Below are 15,963 nucleotides of genomic sequence, written 5' to 3' on the forward strand. Positions count from 1 at the left end.
GGGCGGATCGGGGCGGCGGGGGAGCGGTCAGTCCTCGCCGTAGCGGGGGTCCACCGATTCGGGCGAGAGGCCCAGGAGCTCGGCGACCTGCTCGACCACCACTTCGTGGACGAGCGCGGCCCGTTCCTCACGTCCCTTGGTGCGGATCTCCACCGGGCGCCGGTAGATCACGACGCGGGCGGGCCGCCCCTCGGTGGCCTCGATCGTGCCCCCGAGCGGCACGATGTCGTCGCTCCAGTCGTCATCGCCCGGGCCGGCGCCCGCACCAGGGGCCCGTCCCGGGGCGGGCACCTCAAGCACCAGGAACTCGATCTCGGTCAGCTGGGGCCATCGCCGCTCGAGCCGCTCCACGGAGTCCTGCACCAGGTCCGTGAAGACCTCGGCGCGGCTCGCGGACAGCGGCACCTGGGGAGGCGCGACAGGGCCGCGCATGCCCCTGCCGTGGCGGTCGCGACGGCGGGGCCTCGGGTCTGAGGTGGGGGGCTGTACGGGGTCGTCCATCACTGACGAAGAGTAGTCCTCGAGATCGCTGTTTCCGTACAGCTTCCACCGGGCTTCCGTACGTCTTCCGCGGGGCGTCCGTACGAGGCGCCGCATGTCGCCGGATGACCATTCCGGTCAGGCTTGGGCCCGATTCCGTCTCTCCCGGAGGCAGTCGATCTCGCGATGAATGACGTGTTTTGCGCCAAGTGGTGACCGGATTCAACACCACTGACCACCCAGGCCTCTTGTGTCACCGCAGGTCAGAGAGGCGCCATACGAACGGGCCATGGCACGGTTGACGGCACGACACGGTGGGGTGACCTCGCGGGGCGTCGTCGCGGCCCGCTCAAGAGTGCGGTACCGTCCAACATCGTGAGCCCTGTACGTCGCTGTTCGCGCACCGCTTGCGGCCGTCCCGCCGTCGCGACGCTGACGTACGTCTACGCCGACTCGACCGCGGTCCTCGGCCCCCTCGCCACCTACGCCGAACCCCACTGCTACGACCTGTGCGCCGAGCACTCCGAGCGCCTCACCGCGCCCCGCGGCTGGGAGGTCGTCCGCCTCGCCGACGCCTCCGGTCCCGCCCGTCCCAGCGGTGACGATCTCGAAGCGCTCGCCAACGCGGTGCGCGAGGCGGCCCGCCCGCAGGAGCGCGCGGCGGAGGCGGGTGGCGGCGCCCGCAGGGCGGACCCGACGGAGGTCGCGCGCCGCGGCCATCTGCGGGTGCTGCGTTCGCCGGATTCGTGAGCGGGCCCGCGCTCTTCCTTCCCGTACGCCCCGCTTCGTAGACCCCTGTCGTTTAGCGCTGAACAACTTCTCCCGTACGACCCATTGACGTGCACATGGCGCCGACGTGACCATTCCCCCACTCGTGAGAGATCACTTTCCGCATCACGGAAACCGGGGAGCCGTCCGTGTACGTGCAGCAGCTGGAGCCCGTGGCCGACTCGCTCGGCCTGTCCGCCCTCATCGCGACCCTGCCCCTCCTCACCGTCCTCGTCCTGCTCGGCGTCGTCCGCATGAAGGCCCACCGCGCGGGCCTCATCGGCCTCGGCGTCGCCGCCCTCGTCGCCTGGCTCGTCTACGGGATGCCGCTCGGCCAGACGGCGTCGGGCGCCGCGCAAGGCGCCCTCTTCGGGCTCTTCCCCATCCTGTGGATCGTCGTCAACGCCCTGTGGGTGTACCGGATGACGGTCCGCACCCGGCACTTCGACATCCTGCGCCGCTCCTTCGGACGGCTCTCCGACGATCCGCGCATCCAGGCCCTCGTCGTGGCCTTCTGCTTCGGGGCGCTCCTGGAAGCGCTCGCCGGCTTCGGGGCGCCCGTCGCCATCTCCGCGGTGATGCTGGTGGCGCTCGGCTTCGACCCGGTCAAGGCCGCGGTCGTCGCCCTCGTGGCCAACACCGCGCCCGTCGCCTTCGGCGCCATGGGCACCCCCGTGGTGACGCTCGCCCAGGTCACCGGGCTTCCGCTGGACACCGTCGCCACGGTCGTCGGCCGCCAGACCCCGCTGCTCGCCCTCGTCGTGCCGCTGCTCCTGGTCGGCCTCGTGGACGGGCGGCGCGGCCTGCGCGAGACCTGGCTGCCCGCGCTGGCCTGCGGATTCGCCTTCGCAGCCGCGCAGTTCGCCGCGTCCAACTACGTCTCCGCCCAGCTCGCCGACATCGGGGCGGCGTTGGCCGGCGCGGGCGCCCTCGTGGCGGTGCCGAGCGCGCGCAGGCCCGCATCGGAACCCGTACGCGTCGCGGTCCTCACCGGCGTACGCAGCGAAGACCTGGACCACGACGACCCGCGCCCCGAGATCCTGCGCGCCTACGCCCCGTACGCGCTCATCGTCGCCATCTTCTCGGTCGCCCAGATCCCGCCCGTGAAGGACCTGTTGGCCAAGGCGACACAGACCTTCGACTGGCCCTTCCTGAACGTCGCCGACCCCGGAGGCGACCCGGTCGGCGGCAATCTCTTCTCGCTGCCGCTCGTGGCGACGGGCGGGACGCTCGTGCTGATCGCCGGGGTGGCCACGGCGGCCGTCATCGGGGTGCACGCGCGCGTGGCGGTACGGGAATGGGCGGCGACCGTGCACGAACTGCGGTTCGCGATCCTCACGGTGACCTCCGTGCTCGCCCTCGCCTACGTGATGAACCTGTCCGGACAGGCCGCCACCATCGGCCACTTCGTGGCGGCCGCGGGCGCGGGGCTCGCCTTCCTGTCGCCGGTGCTCGGCTGGTTCGGCGTCGCGGTCTCCGGCTCGGACACCTCCGCCAACGCGCTCTTCGGGGCGCTCCAGGTGACGGCGGCCCAGCAGTCCGGGCTCTCGCCCGAACTGCTCGCGGCCGCCAACAGTTCGGGCGGCGTGCTCGGCAAGATGATCTCCCCGCAGAACCTGACGATCGCGTGCGCGGCGGTCGGGCTCGCGGGCAAGGAGGGCGACCTGCTGCGCAAGGTGCTGCCCTGGAGCCTCGGCCTGCTCCTGGTGATGTGCCTGATCGTGGTGGGGCAGAGCACGGCGGTGCTCGGCTGGATGCTGCCGTGACGAGGGCCTGACGACGGGCGGACGCGCCGACGACCAGCAATGATCATGGCTTCATGACGTTCACGGCTGGTTGTCGGTTGTTGCGGGTAGTTTGGGGTGGCCGACGAGAACTCGCCGGAATCGCTGAACTCGCAGAACCTGCAGAGAGGGTTGGCCGTGACTGCTGATCTGTCCCAGATCGTGAAGGCGTACGACGTGCGCGGGGTGGTCCCGGACCAGTGGGACGAGACCTTGGCCGAGCTGTTCGGTGCGGCCTTCGCGAAGGTGACGGGCGCGGACGCGATCGTCACCGGGCACGACATGCGGCCGTCGTCGCCCGGCCTGGCCCGCGCCTTCGCGCGCGGCGCCGCGGCACTGGGCGTGGACGTCACCGAGATCGGCCTGTGCTCGACGGACCAGCTCTACTACGCGTCGGGTGCGCTGAACCTGCCGGGCGCGATGTTCACGGCCTCGCACAACCCCGCGCAGTACAACGGCATCAAGATGTGCCGCGCGGGCGCCGCCCCGGTCGGCCAGGACACCGGCCTCGCCGAGATCCGCGCCCTGGTGGAGGGCTGGTCGGAGTCGGGTGCCCCGGAGCCGGCGGCCACCCCCGGCACGCTCACCCAGCGGGACACCCTGGGGGACTACGCCGCGCATCTGCGCGGCCTGGTGGACCTGACCGCCATCCGCCCGCTCAAGGTCGTCGTCGACGCGGGCAACGGCATGGGCGGGCACACCGTCCCGACGGTCTTCGAGGGCCTGCCCCTGACGCTCGTACCGATGTACTTCGAGCTGGACGGCACGTTCCCGAACCACGAGGCCAACCCCCTCGACCCGAAGAACATCGTCGACCTCCAGGAGCGGGTGCGCCAGGAAGGCGCCGACCTCGGCGTCGCCTTCGACGGCGACGCGGACCGCTGCTTCGTCGTCGACCAGGACGGTGCCCCGGTCTCCCCGTCGGCGATCACCGCCCTGGTCGCCTCGCGCGAGCTCGCCCGCAACGGCGGCAAGGGCACGGTCATCCACAACCTCATCACCTCCTGGTCGGTGCCCGAGGTCGTCCGGGAGAACGGCGGCACGCCGGTGCGCACCCGGGTGGGCCACTCCTTCATCAAGGAGGAGATGGCCAAGACGGGCGCCATCTTCGGCGGCGAGCACTCCGCGCACTACTACTTCCGCGACTTCTGGAACGCGGACACGGGCATGCTGGCCGCCCTCCACGTCCTCGCGGCCCTCGGCGGCCAGGACGGCCCGCTGTCGGCCCTCGTCGCCCAGTACGACCGGTACGCCGCCTCCGGCGAGATCAACTCCACGGTCGACGACCAGACCGCCCGCCTCGCCGCGATCAAGGCCAGGTACGAGGGCCAGGACGGCGTCACCATCGACGAACTCGACGGCCTCACGGTCACGGCAACGGACTGGTGGTTCAACGTCCGAGCCTCCAACACGGAACCACTGCTGCGCCTGAACGTAGAAGCAAAGGACGAGACGACGATGAGCAAGACGCGGGACGAGGCCCTAAAGATCATCAGGAACTAGCAGCCGCCCCGTTTGTGGGCAGGCGTTCCGCAAGGCCCCCCACCCTGCTCCCGCGTTTGTGGGCAGGCGTTCCGCAAGGCTCCCCCACCCTGCTCCCGCGTTTGTGGGCAGGCGTTCCGCAGGGCGGAACGGGTGGGCACAAACGCACCACCGGCCCGCAGGCAGGCAACGACGGGTGACCCCAAGGGGGGCCTGGGGCGAAGCCCCGGCAGTACGCAACCCCAGGCCCAGGGGCCAGAGGTACGCTGAGCAGGCGACATCCGCACCCCGACCCGCTCGAAGGGACCCACCCCATGCCGCTCGAAGCCGGCCTCCTGGAGATCCTCGCCTGCCCGGCCTGCCACGCCCCCCTCAAGGAGGCGGACACGGAGCTGGTCTGCACGGCGGAAGGCAAGGACTGCGGCCTGGCCTACCCCGTCCGCGACGGCATCCCCGTACTCCTCGTCGACGAGGCCCGCCGCCCCGCCTGAAGCCCGCACAGCGAGACCGGCGGCGCCCCGCCCGCCGCCCGGCGAATCGGAGGCCCGACCCCATGCTCGACGAATCGCTGCTCGACGCCCCCGAGGCCCTCGCCGTGGCGGACCGCCGCGGCCTCCTCCGCGGCGCAGCGGAGGCCGGAGCACGCGTCCGCACCGCGGTCCGGCACGCCACGGAGGCCGGCCTCACGCAGCTCAAGCCGGACGGCCGCCCCCGCGCCATCCTGATCGCGGGCCCCGGCACCGCCGCCACCTGCGTGGCCGACCTGCTCGGCACCCTCGCCGGAGCGGGCTGCCCCGTCCTCCGCCTCGCCCCCACCGGCGTCGCCCCCGCGGCAGGCGCCCTGCGCTGGGCGCTCCCCGGCTGGGCGGGCCCCCTGGACCTGCTGCTCGTCGCCACCCCGGACGGCACGGAGCCGGGCCTCGAACTCCTCGCCGAGCAGGCGTACCGCCGTGGCTGCACCGTCGTCGCGGTGGCACCCGCCCGTACACCGCTCGCCGAGGGCGTCGAAGGCTCGCACGGCCTCACGGTCCCGATGGCCACCTCCCCGTACGGGGAGTACGAAGCCCCGCACGACGGAGAGCGCGCCTCCGAGTCGTACGAAGCGCGCCGCCTGGATGACGAGGCCGCCGCAGCCGCCCCCGCCACCCTCTGGGCCCTGCTCGTCCCGCTGCTCGTCCTCCTGGACCGCACCGGCCTGATCACCGCTCCGGTCGAGACCCTGGAGAAGATCGCCGACCGCCTCGACACCCTCGCGGAACGCTGCGGTCCGGTCGTCCCGATGCACAGCAACCCCGCCAAGACGCTCGCCGCCGAACTCGCCGAGGCCCTGCCGGTCATCTGGACCGAGGACCGCCTCGCGGGCCCCGTGGGCCGGCGCTTCGCCGCCACGCTCGCCGAACTCGCCGGACACCCGGCGGTCGCGGGCGAGCTCCCCGAGGCGCTGCCCGCGCACGGCGCCCTGCTCGCCGGCCACCTCGCCCCCGGCGCCGACGGCGACGACTTCTTCCGCGACCGCGTCGAGGAACCCCAGCGCCTGCGGGCCCGCGTCGTCCTGCTCCGCGACCGCCCGGCGGACGCGGGAGGCCTCAGCGCCGCCCCCGCGGCCCGCGAGCTGGCCCACAGCCACGACGTCGCGATCAGCGAGCTCGAACCGGAGGACGGCGACGACCTGGAAACCCTCGCGGAGCTGATCGCCGTCACGGATTTCGCCGCCGTTTACCTGGCGCTCGCCCCGAGGGACGGATCATGACCGCAGCCCGTTCATGAACGGCACGAGCTCCATGACCCGGCACGCGCCACCGAACGCCCCGCACCGCGCACGTACGTAAGGGAGAACCCCTCCGTGGACCGCCTCACCAACACCATCCGCCCCTACGCCTGGGGTTCCACCACCGCCATCGCCGAGCTCATCGGCGTCGAGCCGACCGGTGAGCCGCAGGCCGAGATGTGGATGGGCGCCCACCCCGGCGCACCCTCGCGCACCGAGCGCGGTCCGCTCGACGAGGTGATCGACGAAGACCCGGGGCGCGAGCTCGGCAGGGCCGCGGTCGCCAAGTTCGGCCCGCGCCTGCCCTTCCTCCTCAAGCTCCTCGCCGCGGGCGCCCCGCTCTCCCTCCAGGTCCACCCCGACTTGGAGCAGGCGCGGGAAGGTTACGAGGACGAGGAGAGCCGGGGCGTCCCGGTCGACGCCCCGCACCGCAACTACAAGGACGCCAACCACAAGCCCGAACTGATCTGCGCCCTGACGGAGTTCGACGGCCTGTGCGGCTTCCGCGACCCCGTCGAGGCCGCGGACCTCCTTGCCGGCCTCGGCGTCGACACCGTGAAGCCGTACGTCGACCTCCTGCACGCCAAGCCCGGGGACGGCGCCCTGCGCGAGGTCCTGACGGCCGTCCTGACCGCGGACCCCGAGGAGATGGCGGCCACCGTCACCGAGGTCACCGAGGCCGCCGAACGCATCGGCGGCGCCTACGCCCCGTACGCGGGCATCGCGCGCCACTACCCCGGCGACCCCGGCGTCATCGCGGCGATGCTCCTCAACCACGTCCGGCTGCAGCCCGGCGAGGCCCTGTTCCTGGGCGCCGGAGTCCCGCACGCCTACCTCGACGGCCTCGGCGTCGAGATCATGGCCAACTCCGACAACGTCCTGCGCTGCGGCCTGACCCCCAAGCACGTCGACGTACCCGAACTCCTGCGCATCGTCCGCTTCGAGCCGACCGACCCCGGCGTCCTGCGCCCGGAGGCATCGCCCGACGGCGAAGAGGTCTACGAAACCCCGATCGACGAGTTCCGCCTCTCCCGCTTCGTCCTGCCCGAGGGCGCGACGGCACCGCACGACCTCACGGCCGCGACGCCGCAGATCCTGCTCTGCGTCGCGGGCTCGGTCCGCGTCGGCGACGCCGGGGAACTGACGCCCGGACAGTCCGTGTTCGTCCCCGCCGACGAAAAGACCGAAGTGTCCGGAGTGGGCACGGTCTTCCGTGCAACTGTGGTGGCCTGACGCACCACCAGCGCCTCGTGCTGCAACAATGACCCACCGCAAAGGGCGGGCAAAGCAGCGCGCGCCGCCCGGCGGTGGACGAGGAACGTACGCAGTCGAAGGGACAACGGGCACACATGAGCGCGTCAGGCGGAACAAAGGCGATTGTCGCGGCACTCGCCGCGAACCTCGCGATCGCGGTGGCGAAGTTCGTCGCGTTCATCTTCAGTGGCTCGTCGTCGATGCTCGCCGAGAGCGTGCACTCGCTCGCGGACTCGGGCAACCAGGGGCTGCTGCTCCTCGGCGGCAAGAAGGCACAGCGCGAGGCGACTCCCCAACACCCCTTCGGGTACGGCCGCGAGCGCTACATCTACGCCTTCCTGGTCTCCATCGTGCTCTTCTCGGTCGGCGGCATGTTCGCGATCTACGAGGGCTACGAGAAGATCAAGCACCCGCACGAGATCGAGCACTGGTACTGGCCGGTCGGCGTTCTGGTGTTCGCGATCATCGCCGAGGCCTTCTCCTTCCGTACGGCCATAAAGGAATCGAACCAGACGCGCGGCAAGCTCACCTGGACCCAGTTCGTCCGCCGTGCGAAGGCCCCCGAGCTGCCGGTCGTGCTCCTGGAGGACCTGGGCGCCCTGGTCGGTCTGGTCCTGGCCCTGATCGGCGTCGGCCTCGCGCTCGGCACGGGCGACGGCGTCTGGGACGGCATCGGCACGCTCTGCATCGGCATCCTGCTCATCCTGATCGCGATCGTCCTCGCCCTGGAGACCAAGTCGCTGCTCCTGGGTGAGGCCGCGGGCATCGAAGAGGTCGAGAAGATCGAGAAGGCGCTGGTCGACGGCGACACCGTCACCCGCGTCATCCACATGCGCACGCTGCACCTCGGCCCCGAGGAGCTCCTCGTCGCCGCCAAGGTCGCCGTCCAGCACGACGACACGGCAGCCGAGGTGGCCGCCGCCATAAACGCCGCCGAGGAGCGCATCCGCACGGCGGTCCCGATCGCCCGCGTGATCTACCTGGAGCCGGACATCTACAGCGAGACGGCGGCAGCCGAGGGCAAGAACCCGGCGAAGTCGCCCGGCGGCCACTGACCTTCCGGGACCGGTTCTCTGAGACCGATCTTCTGAGTACGTACGTCGATGGGCCCCGCACCGTGCAGGTGCGGGGCCCATCGACGTATACGGAACCGCTGAAGTTACTGAACCGCCGAAGCTACTGAACCTCGCGCAGTACTTCGAGGATCGCCGCCTCGTCGGGCGCGGCCTCAAGACGCTCCCGGAAACCGGTGTCCATCAGCTTGCGCGAGAGCAGCGCGAGAATCCGCAGGTGCTCGTCGCCCGCGGCCGACTCCGGCACGGAGATCATGAAGATCAGCTTGGCCTTCGTACCGTCGATGGCACCCCACTCGATGCCCTCGGACGACCGCGCGAACCCGACGACCGGCGAGGACACCGCATCGGTCTTGGCGTGCGGGATGGCGATCTCCTCGCCGAGGCCCGTGGTGCCCTGGGCCTCGCGGCGCAGAGCGGTCGCCACGAGCTCGTCGACGTCGTTCACCTTGCCGGTGGCGGCGAGGAGGCCCGCCATCTCGCGGATCGCGGAGTCCTTGTCGGCGGAGTCCAACCGGACCTTGACGGTCTGCTCGGTGAGATAGCCGGAGAGGACTTCGTCTTCCTCCTGCGCGGGGGAGGGGGCGGCTGCGGCAGCGGCCTTCGGCGGGGTCGCGGACGACCCGGAGGCGACGGCTCCTGCTCCTGCTCCCGCTCCCACGCCCGCGAGTACCGGCTCGGGCCCGCCCGGTACGTCGACGACCGGCGCCCCGCGCCGCTTGCGCTCGCTGAGGTCGACGAGGGTGACCGTGGTGAGGGCGGTGACGACGGCGCCGATGGCAACGGCGACGAAGAACATCGGTACGCCCCCGACGGCACCCAGGACCGCCACGATCGGCCCGCCGTGCGGCACCGCGTCCTCGACGCCCGCTTGACCGGCGATGGCACCGGCCACGGCGCCACCGAGCATGTTCGCGGGAATGACCTGCGCGGGCCGGGCCGCGGCGAAGGGGATCGCACCCTCCGAGATGCCGAAGAAGCCCATGAACAACGCGGCCAGACCGGTTTCCCGTTCCTGCTCGTTGTAGAGCCGCTTGCGGATCAGCGTCGCGAGGCCCTGGCCGAGCGGCATGACCGGGATCGCGGCGGCGCACATGCCCATGACGGTCTGGTTGCCGGTCGCGATGAGCCCCGCGCCGAACAGGAACGCCGTCTTGTTGACGGGGCCGCCCATGTCGAACGCGATCATCAGACCGAGAATCGCGCCGAGCAGGATCGCGCTGGTCCCGGTCATACCGCTGAGCCAGTCGGTCAGATGCTCGAAGATCCACGAGATCGGCTTGCCGATGACGTAGATGAAGAAGAGGCCGAGTGCCGTCGTCGCGACGATGGGGATCACGATGATCGGCATGATCGGCTGGGCGAACTTCGGGACCTTGACCTTCTTGATCCACAGCACCAGATAACCGGCGAGGAAGCCGGTCACGATGGCCCCGATGAAGCCCGCGCCCGCCTTGGAGTCGTACAGCTCTCCGGTGTTGGCGATCCAGCCGCCGATCATGCCCGGCACGAGCGCGGGCCGGTCGCCGATCGCGTAGGCGATATAGCCGGAGAGGATCGGCACCATCAGCGTGAAGCCGATGACACCGATCTGGTTGACGTGCATCCAGAACGAGTCGTCGGGGATGACGAGCCCGCCCTTGGGGTCCGTGTGTCCGCCGAGCGACAGCGAGATCGCGATCAGCAGCCCGCCGACCACGACGAACGGAATCATGTACGAGACGCCGTTCATCAGCGCCTTGTACGCGAGGCTCCGCTCCTTGCCGCCTCCGCCACCGGAGGTCGTCGCCGCGGAACCGCCGTCGACGCCGCTGCCGCCGCCGTGCACGGGCGCGCTCCGCACCTGCTCGATCAGCTGCTCGGGGTGGCTGATGCCTTCGGACACCCCGACGGACAGCACGCGCTTGCCCGCGAACCGGGCGCGGTCGACGTCCTTGTCGGCCGCGATGATGATGCCGTCAGCCTCCCTGACATCGTTGTCAGTCAAGACATTCTCGGCTCCGATGGAGCCCTGCGTCTCCACCTTCATGTCGATGCCGAGGCTCTCCGCGGCCTGCGAGAGCTTCTCCGCCGCCATGTACGTGTGAGCGATACCGGTCGGACAGGCGGTCACAGCGAGCAGCTTGAGCTTCTTCTGCTGCTCGCCGCCGTCACCGCCTATGGGGGGATCGGCCGGACGGGTCACGTGGATCTCCTAACGCCTTCAACGCCTTCGTCAAACAAGATCGCGCAAATGTTCCCGATCTCAAGGCATCCTGCAACACGCGCGCGCATGTTCCAAAGCGCAAAGGTCCCGAATGTGCAGGTACGTGGCCCTGCCCGTGCCCTGCCTGTGCCCTGCGACAGCCCCCGACTGCCCTCGGCCGCTCCCTCCTTGCCCCCTGTCCCCGGCTGCCTCCCGGCCGCGGGCGTCCCACCCGTAGGCGCCCCGCTCGTCCTGACACCCCCGGGGAGGCGGGCTGGGGCTCGCTGGGCCAATCGGTGTAGCTTTGTGACCGAGCCAGACGTCGCTGCTGATGGCGGTCGGGCGGTGCCTGTACGGGTACCGGCCGAGGGAGAGAGGGCCTCCGACGGACTGCGCTGCTGCGCGCCGGTGCTTCTCCGTACCGTCGTCGCAGGTCAGCCATGTCCACCCACCCTCGATCAATCCCACGAGGAGCAGCTCACCAATGTCGACTCTCATCAACGGCCAGGACTTCAAGGTCGCGGATCTCTCCCTCGCCGACTTCGGCCGCAAGGAGATCACCCTCGCCGAGCACGAGATGCCCGGCCTGATGGCGATCCGCAAGGAGTTCTCGGCCACCCAGCCGCTGGCCGGCGCCCGCATCATGGGCTCGCTGCACATGACCGTGCAGACCGCCGTCCTCATCGAGACCCTGGTCGCCCTGGGCGCCGAGGTCCGCTGGGTCTCCTGCAACATCTTCTCCACCCAGGACCACGCGGCCGCGGCCATCGCCGTCGGCCCGAACGGCACCCCGGACGACCCGCAGGGCATCCCGGTCTTCGCCTGGAAGGGCGAGACCCTGGAGGAGTACTGGTGGTGCACGGAGCAGGCGCTGACCTGGCCGAACACCCCCACCGGCGGCCCGAACATGATCCTGGACGACGGTGGCGACGCCACCCTCCTCGTCCACAAGGGCGTCGAGTACGAGAAGGACGGCAAGGTCCCCTCCGAGGACACCGCCGAGTCCGACGAGCACCGCGTCATCCTGCAGCTCCTCAACCGCACCATCACCGAGGGCTCGCAGAAGTGGACCCAGCTCGCCTCGGAGATCCGCGGCGTGACCGAGGAGACCACGACCGGTGTCCACCGCCTGTACGAGATGCACCGCGACGGCACCCTCCTCTTCCCGGCGATCAACGTGAACGACGCCGTGACGAAGTCGAAGTTCGACAACAAGTACGGCTGCCGCCACTCCCTCGTCGACGGCATCAACCGCGCCACGGACGTCCTGATCGGCGGCAAGACCGCTCTCGTCTGCGGTTACGGCGATGTCGGCAAGGGCTGTGCCGAGTCGCTCCGCGGCCAGGGCGCGCGCGTGATCATCACCGAGGTCGACCCGATCTGCGCCCTCCAGGCTGCGATGGACGGCTTCCAGGTCACGACGCTCGACGAGGTCGTCGACAAGGTCGACATCTTCGTGACCACGACCGGCAACAAGGACATCATCATGGCCTCGGACATGGCCAAGATGAAGCACCAGGCGATCGTCGGCAACATCGGCCACTTCGACAACGAGATCGACATGGCCGGCCTCGCGAAGATCCCCGGCATCGTCAAGGACGAGGTCAAGCCGCAGGTCCACACGTGGACGTTCCCCGACGGCAAGGTCCTCATCGTCCTCTCCGAGGGCCGCCTGCTGAACCTGGGCAACGCGACGGGCCACCCGTCCTTCGTGATGTCCAACTCCTTCGCGGACCAGACCCTGGCCCAGATCGAGCTGTTCACCAAGCAGGAGGAGTACCCGACCGACGTCTACGTCCTGCCCAAGCACCTGGACGAGAAGGTCGCCCGCCTCCACCTGGACTCGCTCGGCGTGAAGCTCACGACGCTCCGCCCCGAGCAGGCCGCGTACATCGGCGTAGAGGTAGAGGGCCCGTACAAGCCCGACCACTACCGCTACTGACCGACCCCGCGGTGCCGGTCCTCACAGCCCCGGCCCCTGGCTCATCCGCAGGCCCTCGCCCACACGGGCGGGGGCCTGCGCCCATACGCCGGACCCACACCGACCGATCCCGCCCCCAGCCGACGCCGCCACCCAGCCGACCCTGCCACCCAGGCCGACTCTGCTACCCCGGCCTAGAACCGCCCCCCGACAAGGACCGAGCCCCCATGCCCCGCGGCCACTATTCGCTTCACGACCCGCACGACCACACCCCCCTCGGTGAGGAACACTTCCACTGCGCCCCCGGCCCCTCCGGCTGGCGCTACGTCTCCCAGCGGAACGCACCCTCGGGCGAGCCCACCGGCTCCGTCGACCTCGCCCTCGACGAACTCGGCCGACCCATCCGCCTCGAACTCCACGCGGGGGACTGGCAGATCCGCGCCGCCGCGATCGACGGCGTCACCTGGGTCCGCACCGACCCCACCGGCACCCATGCCACAGAAGACAACGCCCCCGCCCACGCCTTCACCGGCACATCCCCCGCATTCCTCGTCGCGACCACACGCCTGCTGCGCCTCACCCCCGCTTCCCCCGCGACCCGCGTCCGCCTCGTCGCCTTCACCGACCCGGTCCTCGCCCCCCGCACCCTCGACCAGTCCTGGGCCCTGCTGAAAAGCGAAGCACACGCCACTGACAACGGCCCGCTGATCGTGGACGAATACCAGGTCACAGCCCTGGACACCGGCGAGCAGCACGCCATCCACATCACCGGCGACGTCGTACTCTCGGCCCCCGGCATCGAGCTCGAGAACCTCGAATCCCCGCCGTCGACCTTCACCTGACCCAAGGCCCACAGACTTACGCGGGCGCAGAGGCCTACGCGGGCGGCACGAACCCGGTGCCGGGAGACCCGGACCCAGACCCAGCCCCGTCCCGCCCGGCGACCGGAGCCACATCACGCGGCTCCTGCCCGACCGCCGGCGCAACCGGCCCCGCCGGATGAGCCGGATGAGCCGGATGAGCCGGGTAAGAGACAGGCCCCGCAGGCACACCCCCGCCCGGATACCTCACGGGCGGCGTCGCGTGCCCACCACCGAACGCCCGCCGAGCGTCCCGAGCCTGCCGCTCCTGCACGACCGCCGCCAGATACGCGGCGGGCGGCACACCCTGCGGAGCCGGCGCCCCCGTACGCTCCGCGAGATCCCCGGCAAGCCGCTCCGCCATCGCCCAGCCGACCTGCGGATCCAACTGCCCCATCCGCGTCAGGTACTGCCGGATGGCCAGCCAGAGCCCCTCAGGCACCCCGGACAGATCGAGCCCGGAGAACCGCCCCGCGAGCCAGGGCGGCGGCGGGGGAATGAAAGCCGTCTGCCCGGTGGGCACCCGCTCCCGCACGACGAGCGTCCCCGCGAACACATCCCCGAGCCGCCGCCCCCGCGCGGACACCAGCGAGGCGATGCACGCGACGACCCCGAACGTCAGCAGAATCTCGACGACCCCCACCGCACCCCGCACCAACGCGTGCCGGAAACGAATCGGCCCCCCGTCGTCCCGCACCACCCGCAGCCCGCACGCCATTTTGCCCAGCGACCTTCCGTGGCTGAGCGTCTCCACCGCGATCGGCCCACCGACCAGGATCAGCACGAAGCTGGCGACGGCCACCGCAGCGGCCGCGGCGTCGTCCAAGGAGGACGTGGAGGCCACGATCCCGATGGTCACCCCCAGGTAGACCGCCCAGATCACCGCCAGGTCGATCAGTACGGCCAGCCCCCGGCTCGGCAGCTTCGCCGGACGCAGCTCGAGCGCCACCGCCTCGCCCGTCACAAGCTCACTCACGCCAGCCGCCCTTCCCTGCCCTGCCGTCGGAACCGCCAGTCTGCCAAGCTGAGGCAGCATCGCGCCGCAGTACGAGGAGCAGCCACCTGATGGACCTCGACGTCTTCGTCTCCGCCCACCGAGCCGAGTGGGACCGACTCGACGCCCTGCTGCGCCGCCAGCGCCGCCTCAACGGAGCCGAGACCGACGAACTCGTCGCCCTCTACCAGCGCACGGCCACCCACCTCTCGCTGATCCAGTCCAGCGCCCCGGACCCGCAGCTCACCGGCCGTCTCACCCGACTCGTGGCACGCGCGCGTAGTGCGGTGACAGGCACCCGCCGAGCTTCCTGGCGCGACGCCACGCACTTCCTGACCCACGGTTTCCCGGCAGCGGTCTACCGCTCCCGCCACTGGTGGGTCCCCACCGCCCTGCTCTCGACGCTCCTCGCGGTCATCATCGGCTGGTGGATCGCCACGCACCCCGAGGTCCAGTCCTCCATCGCGGCCCCCGGCGAACTGCGCGAACTCACCCGCCCCGGCGGCGAGTACGAGACGTACTACTCAAGCCACCCGGCGGCATCGTTCGCCGCCCAGGTGTGGACGAACAACGCTCAGGCAGCGGCGATGTGCCTGGTCCTGGGCGCCTTCCTCTGCTTCCCCGTCATCTGGATCCTCTTCCAGAACATGCTGAACGTGGGCGTGGGCATCGGCCTGATGTCGTCCGCCGACCGCCTCGACACGTTCCTCGGCCTGATCCTCCCGCACGGCCTCCTCGAACTGACCGCGGTCTTCGTGGCTGCCGGTACGGGCCTGCGCCTCGGCTGGACCCTCATCGATCCGGGCCCGCGCTCACGCCGGACAGCCCTCGCGGAGGAGGGGAGAGCGGCTCTGGGAATGGCGGTGGGCCTCGCCCTGGTCCTGTTCATCTCCGGCGCCATCGAAGGCTTCGTCACCCCCTCCGGCCTCCCGACCTGGGCCCGCATCACCATCGGAATCGCCGCTGAACTGGCCTTCCTCGCCTACGTCTACGTCCTGGGCGGCAGGGCAGCACGCGCCGGCGCCACGGGCGACCTGGACCCCGCGGAGCGCAGCGCCACGGTCCCCACCGCAGCGTGATGTGCGTCGGCCCCCGCTGACCTGCTAGTGTCCTCGACGCCCCGGAAAAACCGTTGACACGGAAGGACCGGGGAGGTAGATTCGAACAGTTGCCTAGAGCTGGACAAGTCCAGTGGTGGCAGTTAACATCTGCCTGCTTCTTGATTCTCATAAGCCAAGAAGCCACTCCCGATAAATCGGAAACATCAGGCCGGTAAGACCGGCCGAAAACTTCTGATAAAGTCGGAACCGCCGGAAAGGGAAACGCGAAAGCCGAAAGGCCGGAGCGGGAACCGGAAAGGCACCGAGGAAATCGGACACGAAAGAGTCTGATAG

General features: G+C 70.6%; 13 protein-coding genes. 10 read left to right on the forward strand and 3 right to left on the reverse strand.

All coding sequences use genetic code 11. The features are described 5' to 3' along the window. Positions 1-27: 27 nt before the first annotated feature. Positions 28-501 carry a metallopeptidase family protein gene (locus ABZ906_RS45595; RefSeq protein ID WP_361393194.1) on the reverse strand — a complete coding sequence of 158 codons (474 nt, stop codon included), beginning with the start codon at positions 499-501 and terminating at the stop codon, positions 28-30. 354 nt (positions 502-855) lie between these two features. Here ABZ906_RS45595 and ABZ906_RS45600 point away from each other — a divergent pair, with 354 nt between their 5' ends. From ABZ906_RS45600 to ABZ906_RS45630, 7 genes are all read left to right on the forward strand, one after another. Beyond that, complete coding sequence (locus tag ABZ906_RS45600; protein ID WP_361393196.1) at positions 856-1,230, forward strand: DUF3499 domain-containing protein; 375 nt, start codon at positions 856-858, stop codon at positions 1,228-1,230. Between the two features lie 167 nt (positions 1,231-1,397). After that, positions 1,398-3,014, forward strand: a complete 1,617-nt coding sequence (locus ABZ906_RS45605; RefSeq protein ID WP_361393198.1) for a lactate permease LctP family transporter — start codon at positions 1,398-1,400, stop codon at positions 3,012-3,014. 156 nt (positions 3,015-3,170) lie between these two features. Continuing rightward, positions 3,171-4,535: a phosphomannomutase/phosphoglucomutase gene (locus tag ABZ906_RS45610; protein WP_361393200.1), complete on the forward strand. Its 1,365-nt coding sequence runs from the start codon at positions 3,171-3,173 to the stop codon at positions 4,533-4,535. A 293-nt stretch (positions 4,536-4,828) separates the two neighbouring features. Beyond that, positions 4,829-5,005, forward strand: coding sequence for a Trm112 family protein (locus tag ABZ906_RS45615; RefSeq protein WP_190083431.1), 177 nt, complete (start codon positions 4,829-4,831; stop codon positions 5,003-5,005). A 62-nt stretch (positions 5,006-5,067) separates the two neighbouring features. After that, the gene (locus tag ABZ906_RS45620) at positions 5,068-6,264 is read left to right on the forward strand and encodes an SIS domain-containing protein (RefSeq protein WP_361393201.1); all 1,197 of its coding nucleotides are present in this window, start codon (positions 5,068-5,070) and stop codon (positions 6,262-6,264) included. A gap of 93 nt (positions 6,265-6,357) precedes the next feature. Next, positions 6,358-7,515, forward strand: coding sequence for a mannose-6-phosphate isomerase, class I (manA, locus tag ABZ906_RS45625; RefSeq protein WP_361393203.1), 1,158 nt, complete (start codon positions 6,358-6,360; stop codon positions 7,513-7,515). Between the two features lie 116 nt (positions 7,516-7,631). Continuing rightward, complete coding sequence (locus ABZ906_RS45630; RefSeq protein ID WP_361199359.1) at positions 7,632-8,591, forward strand: cation transporter; 960 nt, start codon at positions 7,632-7,634, stop codon at positions 8,589-8,591. A 121-nt stretch (positions 8,592-8,712) separates the two neighbouring features. On the opposite strand, the gene ABZ906_RS45635 is transcribed toward ABZ906_RS45630, so the two are convergent. Continuing rightward, complete coding sequence (locus ABZ906_RS45635) at positions 8,713-10,794, reverse strand: fructose-specific PTS transporter subunit EIIC (RefSeq protein ID WP_361393204.1); 2,082 nt, start codon at positions 10,792-10,794, stop codon at positions 8,713-8,715. Positions 10,795-11,278: 484 nt separating this feature from the next. Between ABZ906_RS45635 and ahcY the strand changes: the two genes are divergently transcribed. Together ahcY and ABZ906_RS45645 are read left to right on the forward strand one after the other, a co-directional pair. Further along, positions 11,279-12,736 (forward strand): adenosylhomocysteinase, encoded by a 1,458-nt coding sequence (gene ahcY, locus ABZ906_RS45640; protein ID WP_361199364.1) that lies wholly within the window; start codon positions 11,279-11,281, stop codon positions 12,734-12,736. Between the two features lie 206 nt (positions 12,737-12,942). Then, entirely contained in the window at positions 12,943-13,557 is a 615-nt protein-coding gene (locus ABZ906_RS45645) for a hypothetical protein (protein WP_361393206.1), read from the forward strand. A gap of 34 nt (positions 13,558-13,591) precedes the next feature. On the opposite strand, the gene ABZ906_RS45650 is transcribed toward ABZ906_RS45645, so the two are convergent. Further along, the gene (locus ABZ906_RS45650) at positions 13,592-14,551 is read right to left on the reverse strand and encodes an RDD family protein (protein ID WP_361393208.1); all 960 of its coding nucleotides are present in this window, start codon (positions 14,549-14,551) and stop codon (positions 13,592-13,594) included. A gap of 89 nt (positions 14,552-14,640) precedes the next feature. Here ABZ906_RS45650 and ABZ906_RS45655 point away from each other — a divergent pair, with 89 nt between their 5' ends. Next, positions 14,641-15,648, forward strand: coding sequence for a stage II sporulation protein M (locus ABZ906_RS45655; protein WP_361393210.1), 1,008 nt, complete (start codon positions 14,641-14,643; stop codon positions 15,646-15,648). The last annotated feature ends 315 nt before the right edge of the window (positions 15,649-15,963 follow it).

Origin of the sequence: Streptomyces sp. NPDC046925, assembly GCF_040644915.1 — a bacterium.
GTDB lineage: Bacteria > Actinomycetota > Actinomycetes > Streptomycetales > Streptomycetaceae > Streptomyces.

Excerpts from the sequence above, each read along its gene's own strand:
- ABZ906_RS45595 (WP_361393194.1), bottom strand. The coding sequence starts at position 501 with ATGGACGACCCCGTACAGCCCCCCACCTCAGACCCGAGGCCCCGCCGT.
- ABZ906_RS45615 (WP_190083431.1), top strand. The coding sequence starts at position 4,829 with ATGCCGCTCGAAGCCGGCCTCCTGGAGATCCTCGCCTGCCCGGCCTGC.
- ABZ906_RS45620 (WP_361393201.1), top strand. The coding sequence starts at position 5,068 with ATGCTCGACGAATCGCTGCTCGACGCCCCCGAGGCCCTCGCCGTGGCG.
- ABZ906_RS45630 (WP_361199359.1), top strand. The coding sequence starts at position 7,632 with ATGAGCGCGTCAGGCGGAACAAAGGCGATTGTCGCGGCACTCGCCGCG.
- ahcY (WP_361199364.1), top strand. The coding sequence starts at position 11,279 with ATGTCGACTCTCATCAACGGCCAGGACTTCAAGGTCGCGGATCTCTCC.
- ABZ906_RS45645 (WP_361393206.1), top strand. The coding sequence starts at position 12,943 with ATGCCCCGCGGCCACTATTCGCTTCACGACCCGCACGACCACACCCCC.
- ABZ906_RS45655 (WP_361393210.1), top strand. The coding sequence starts at position 14,641 with ATGGACCTCGACGTCTTCGTCTCCGCCCACCGAGCCGAGTGGGACCGA.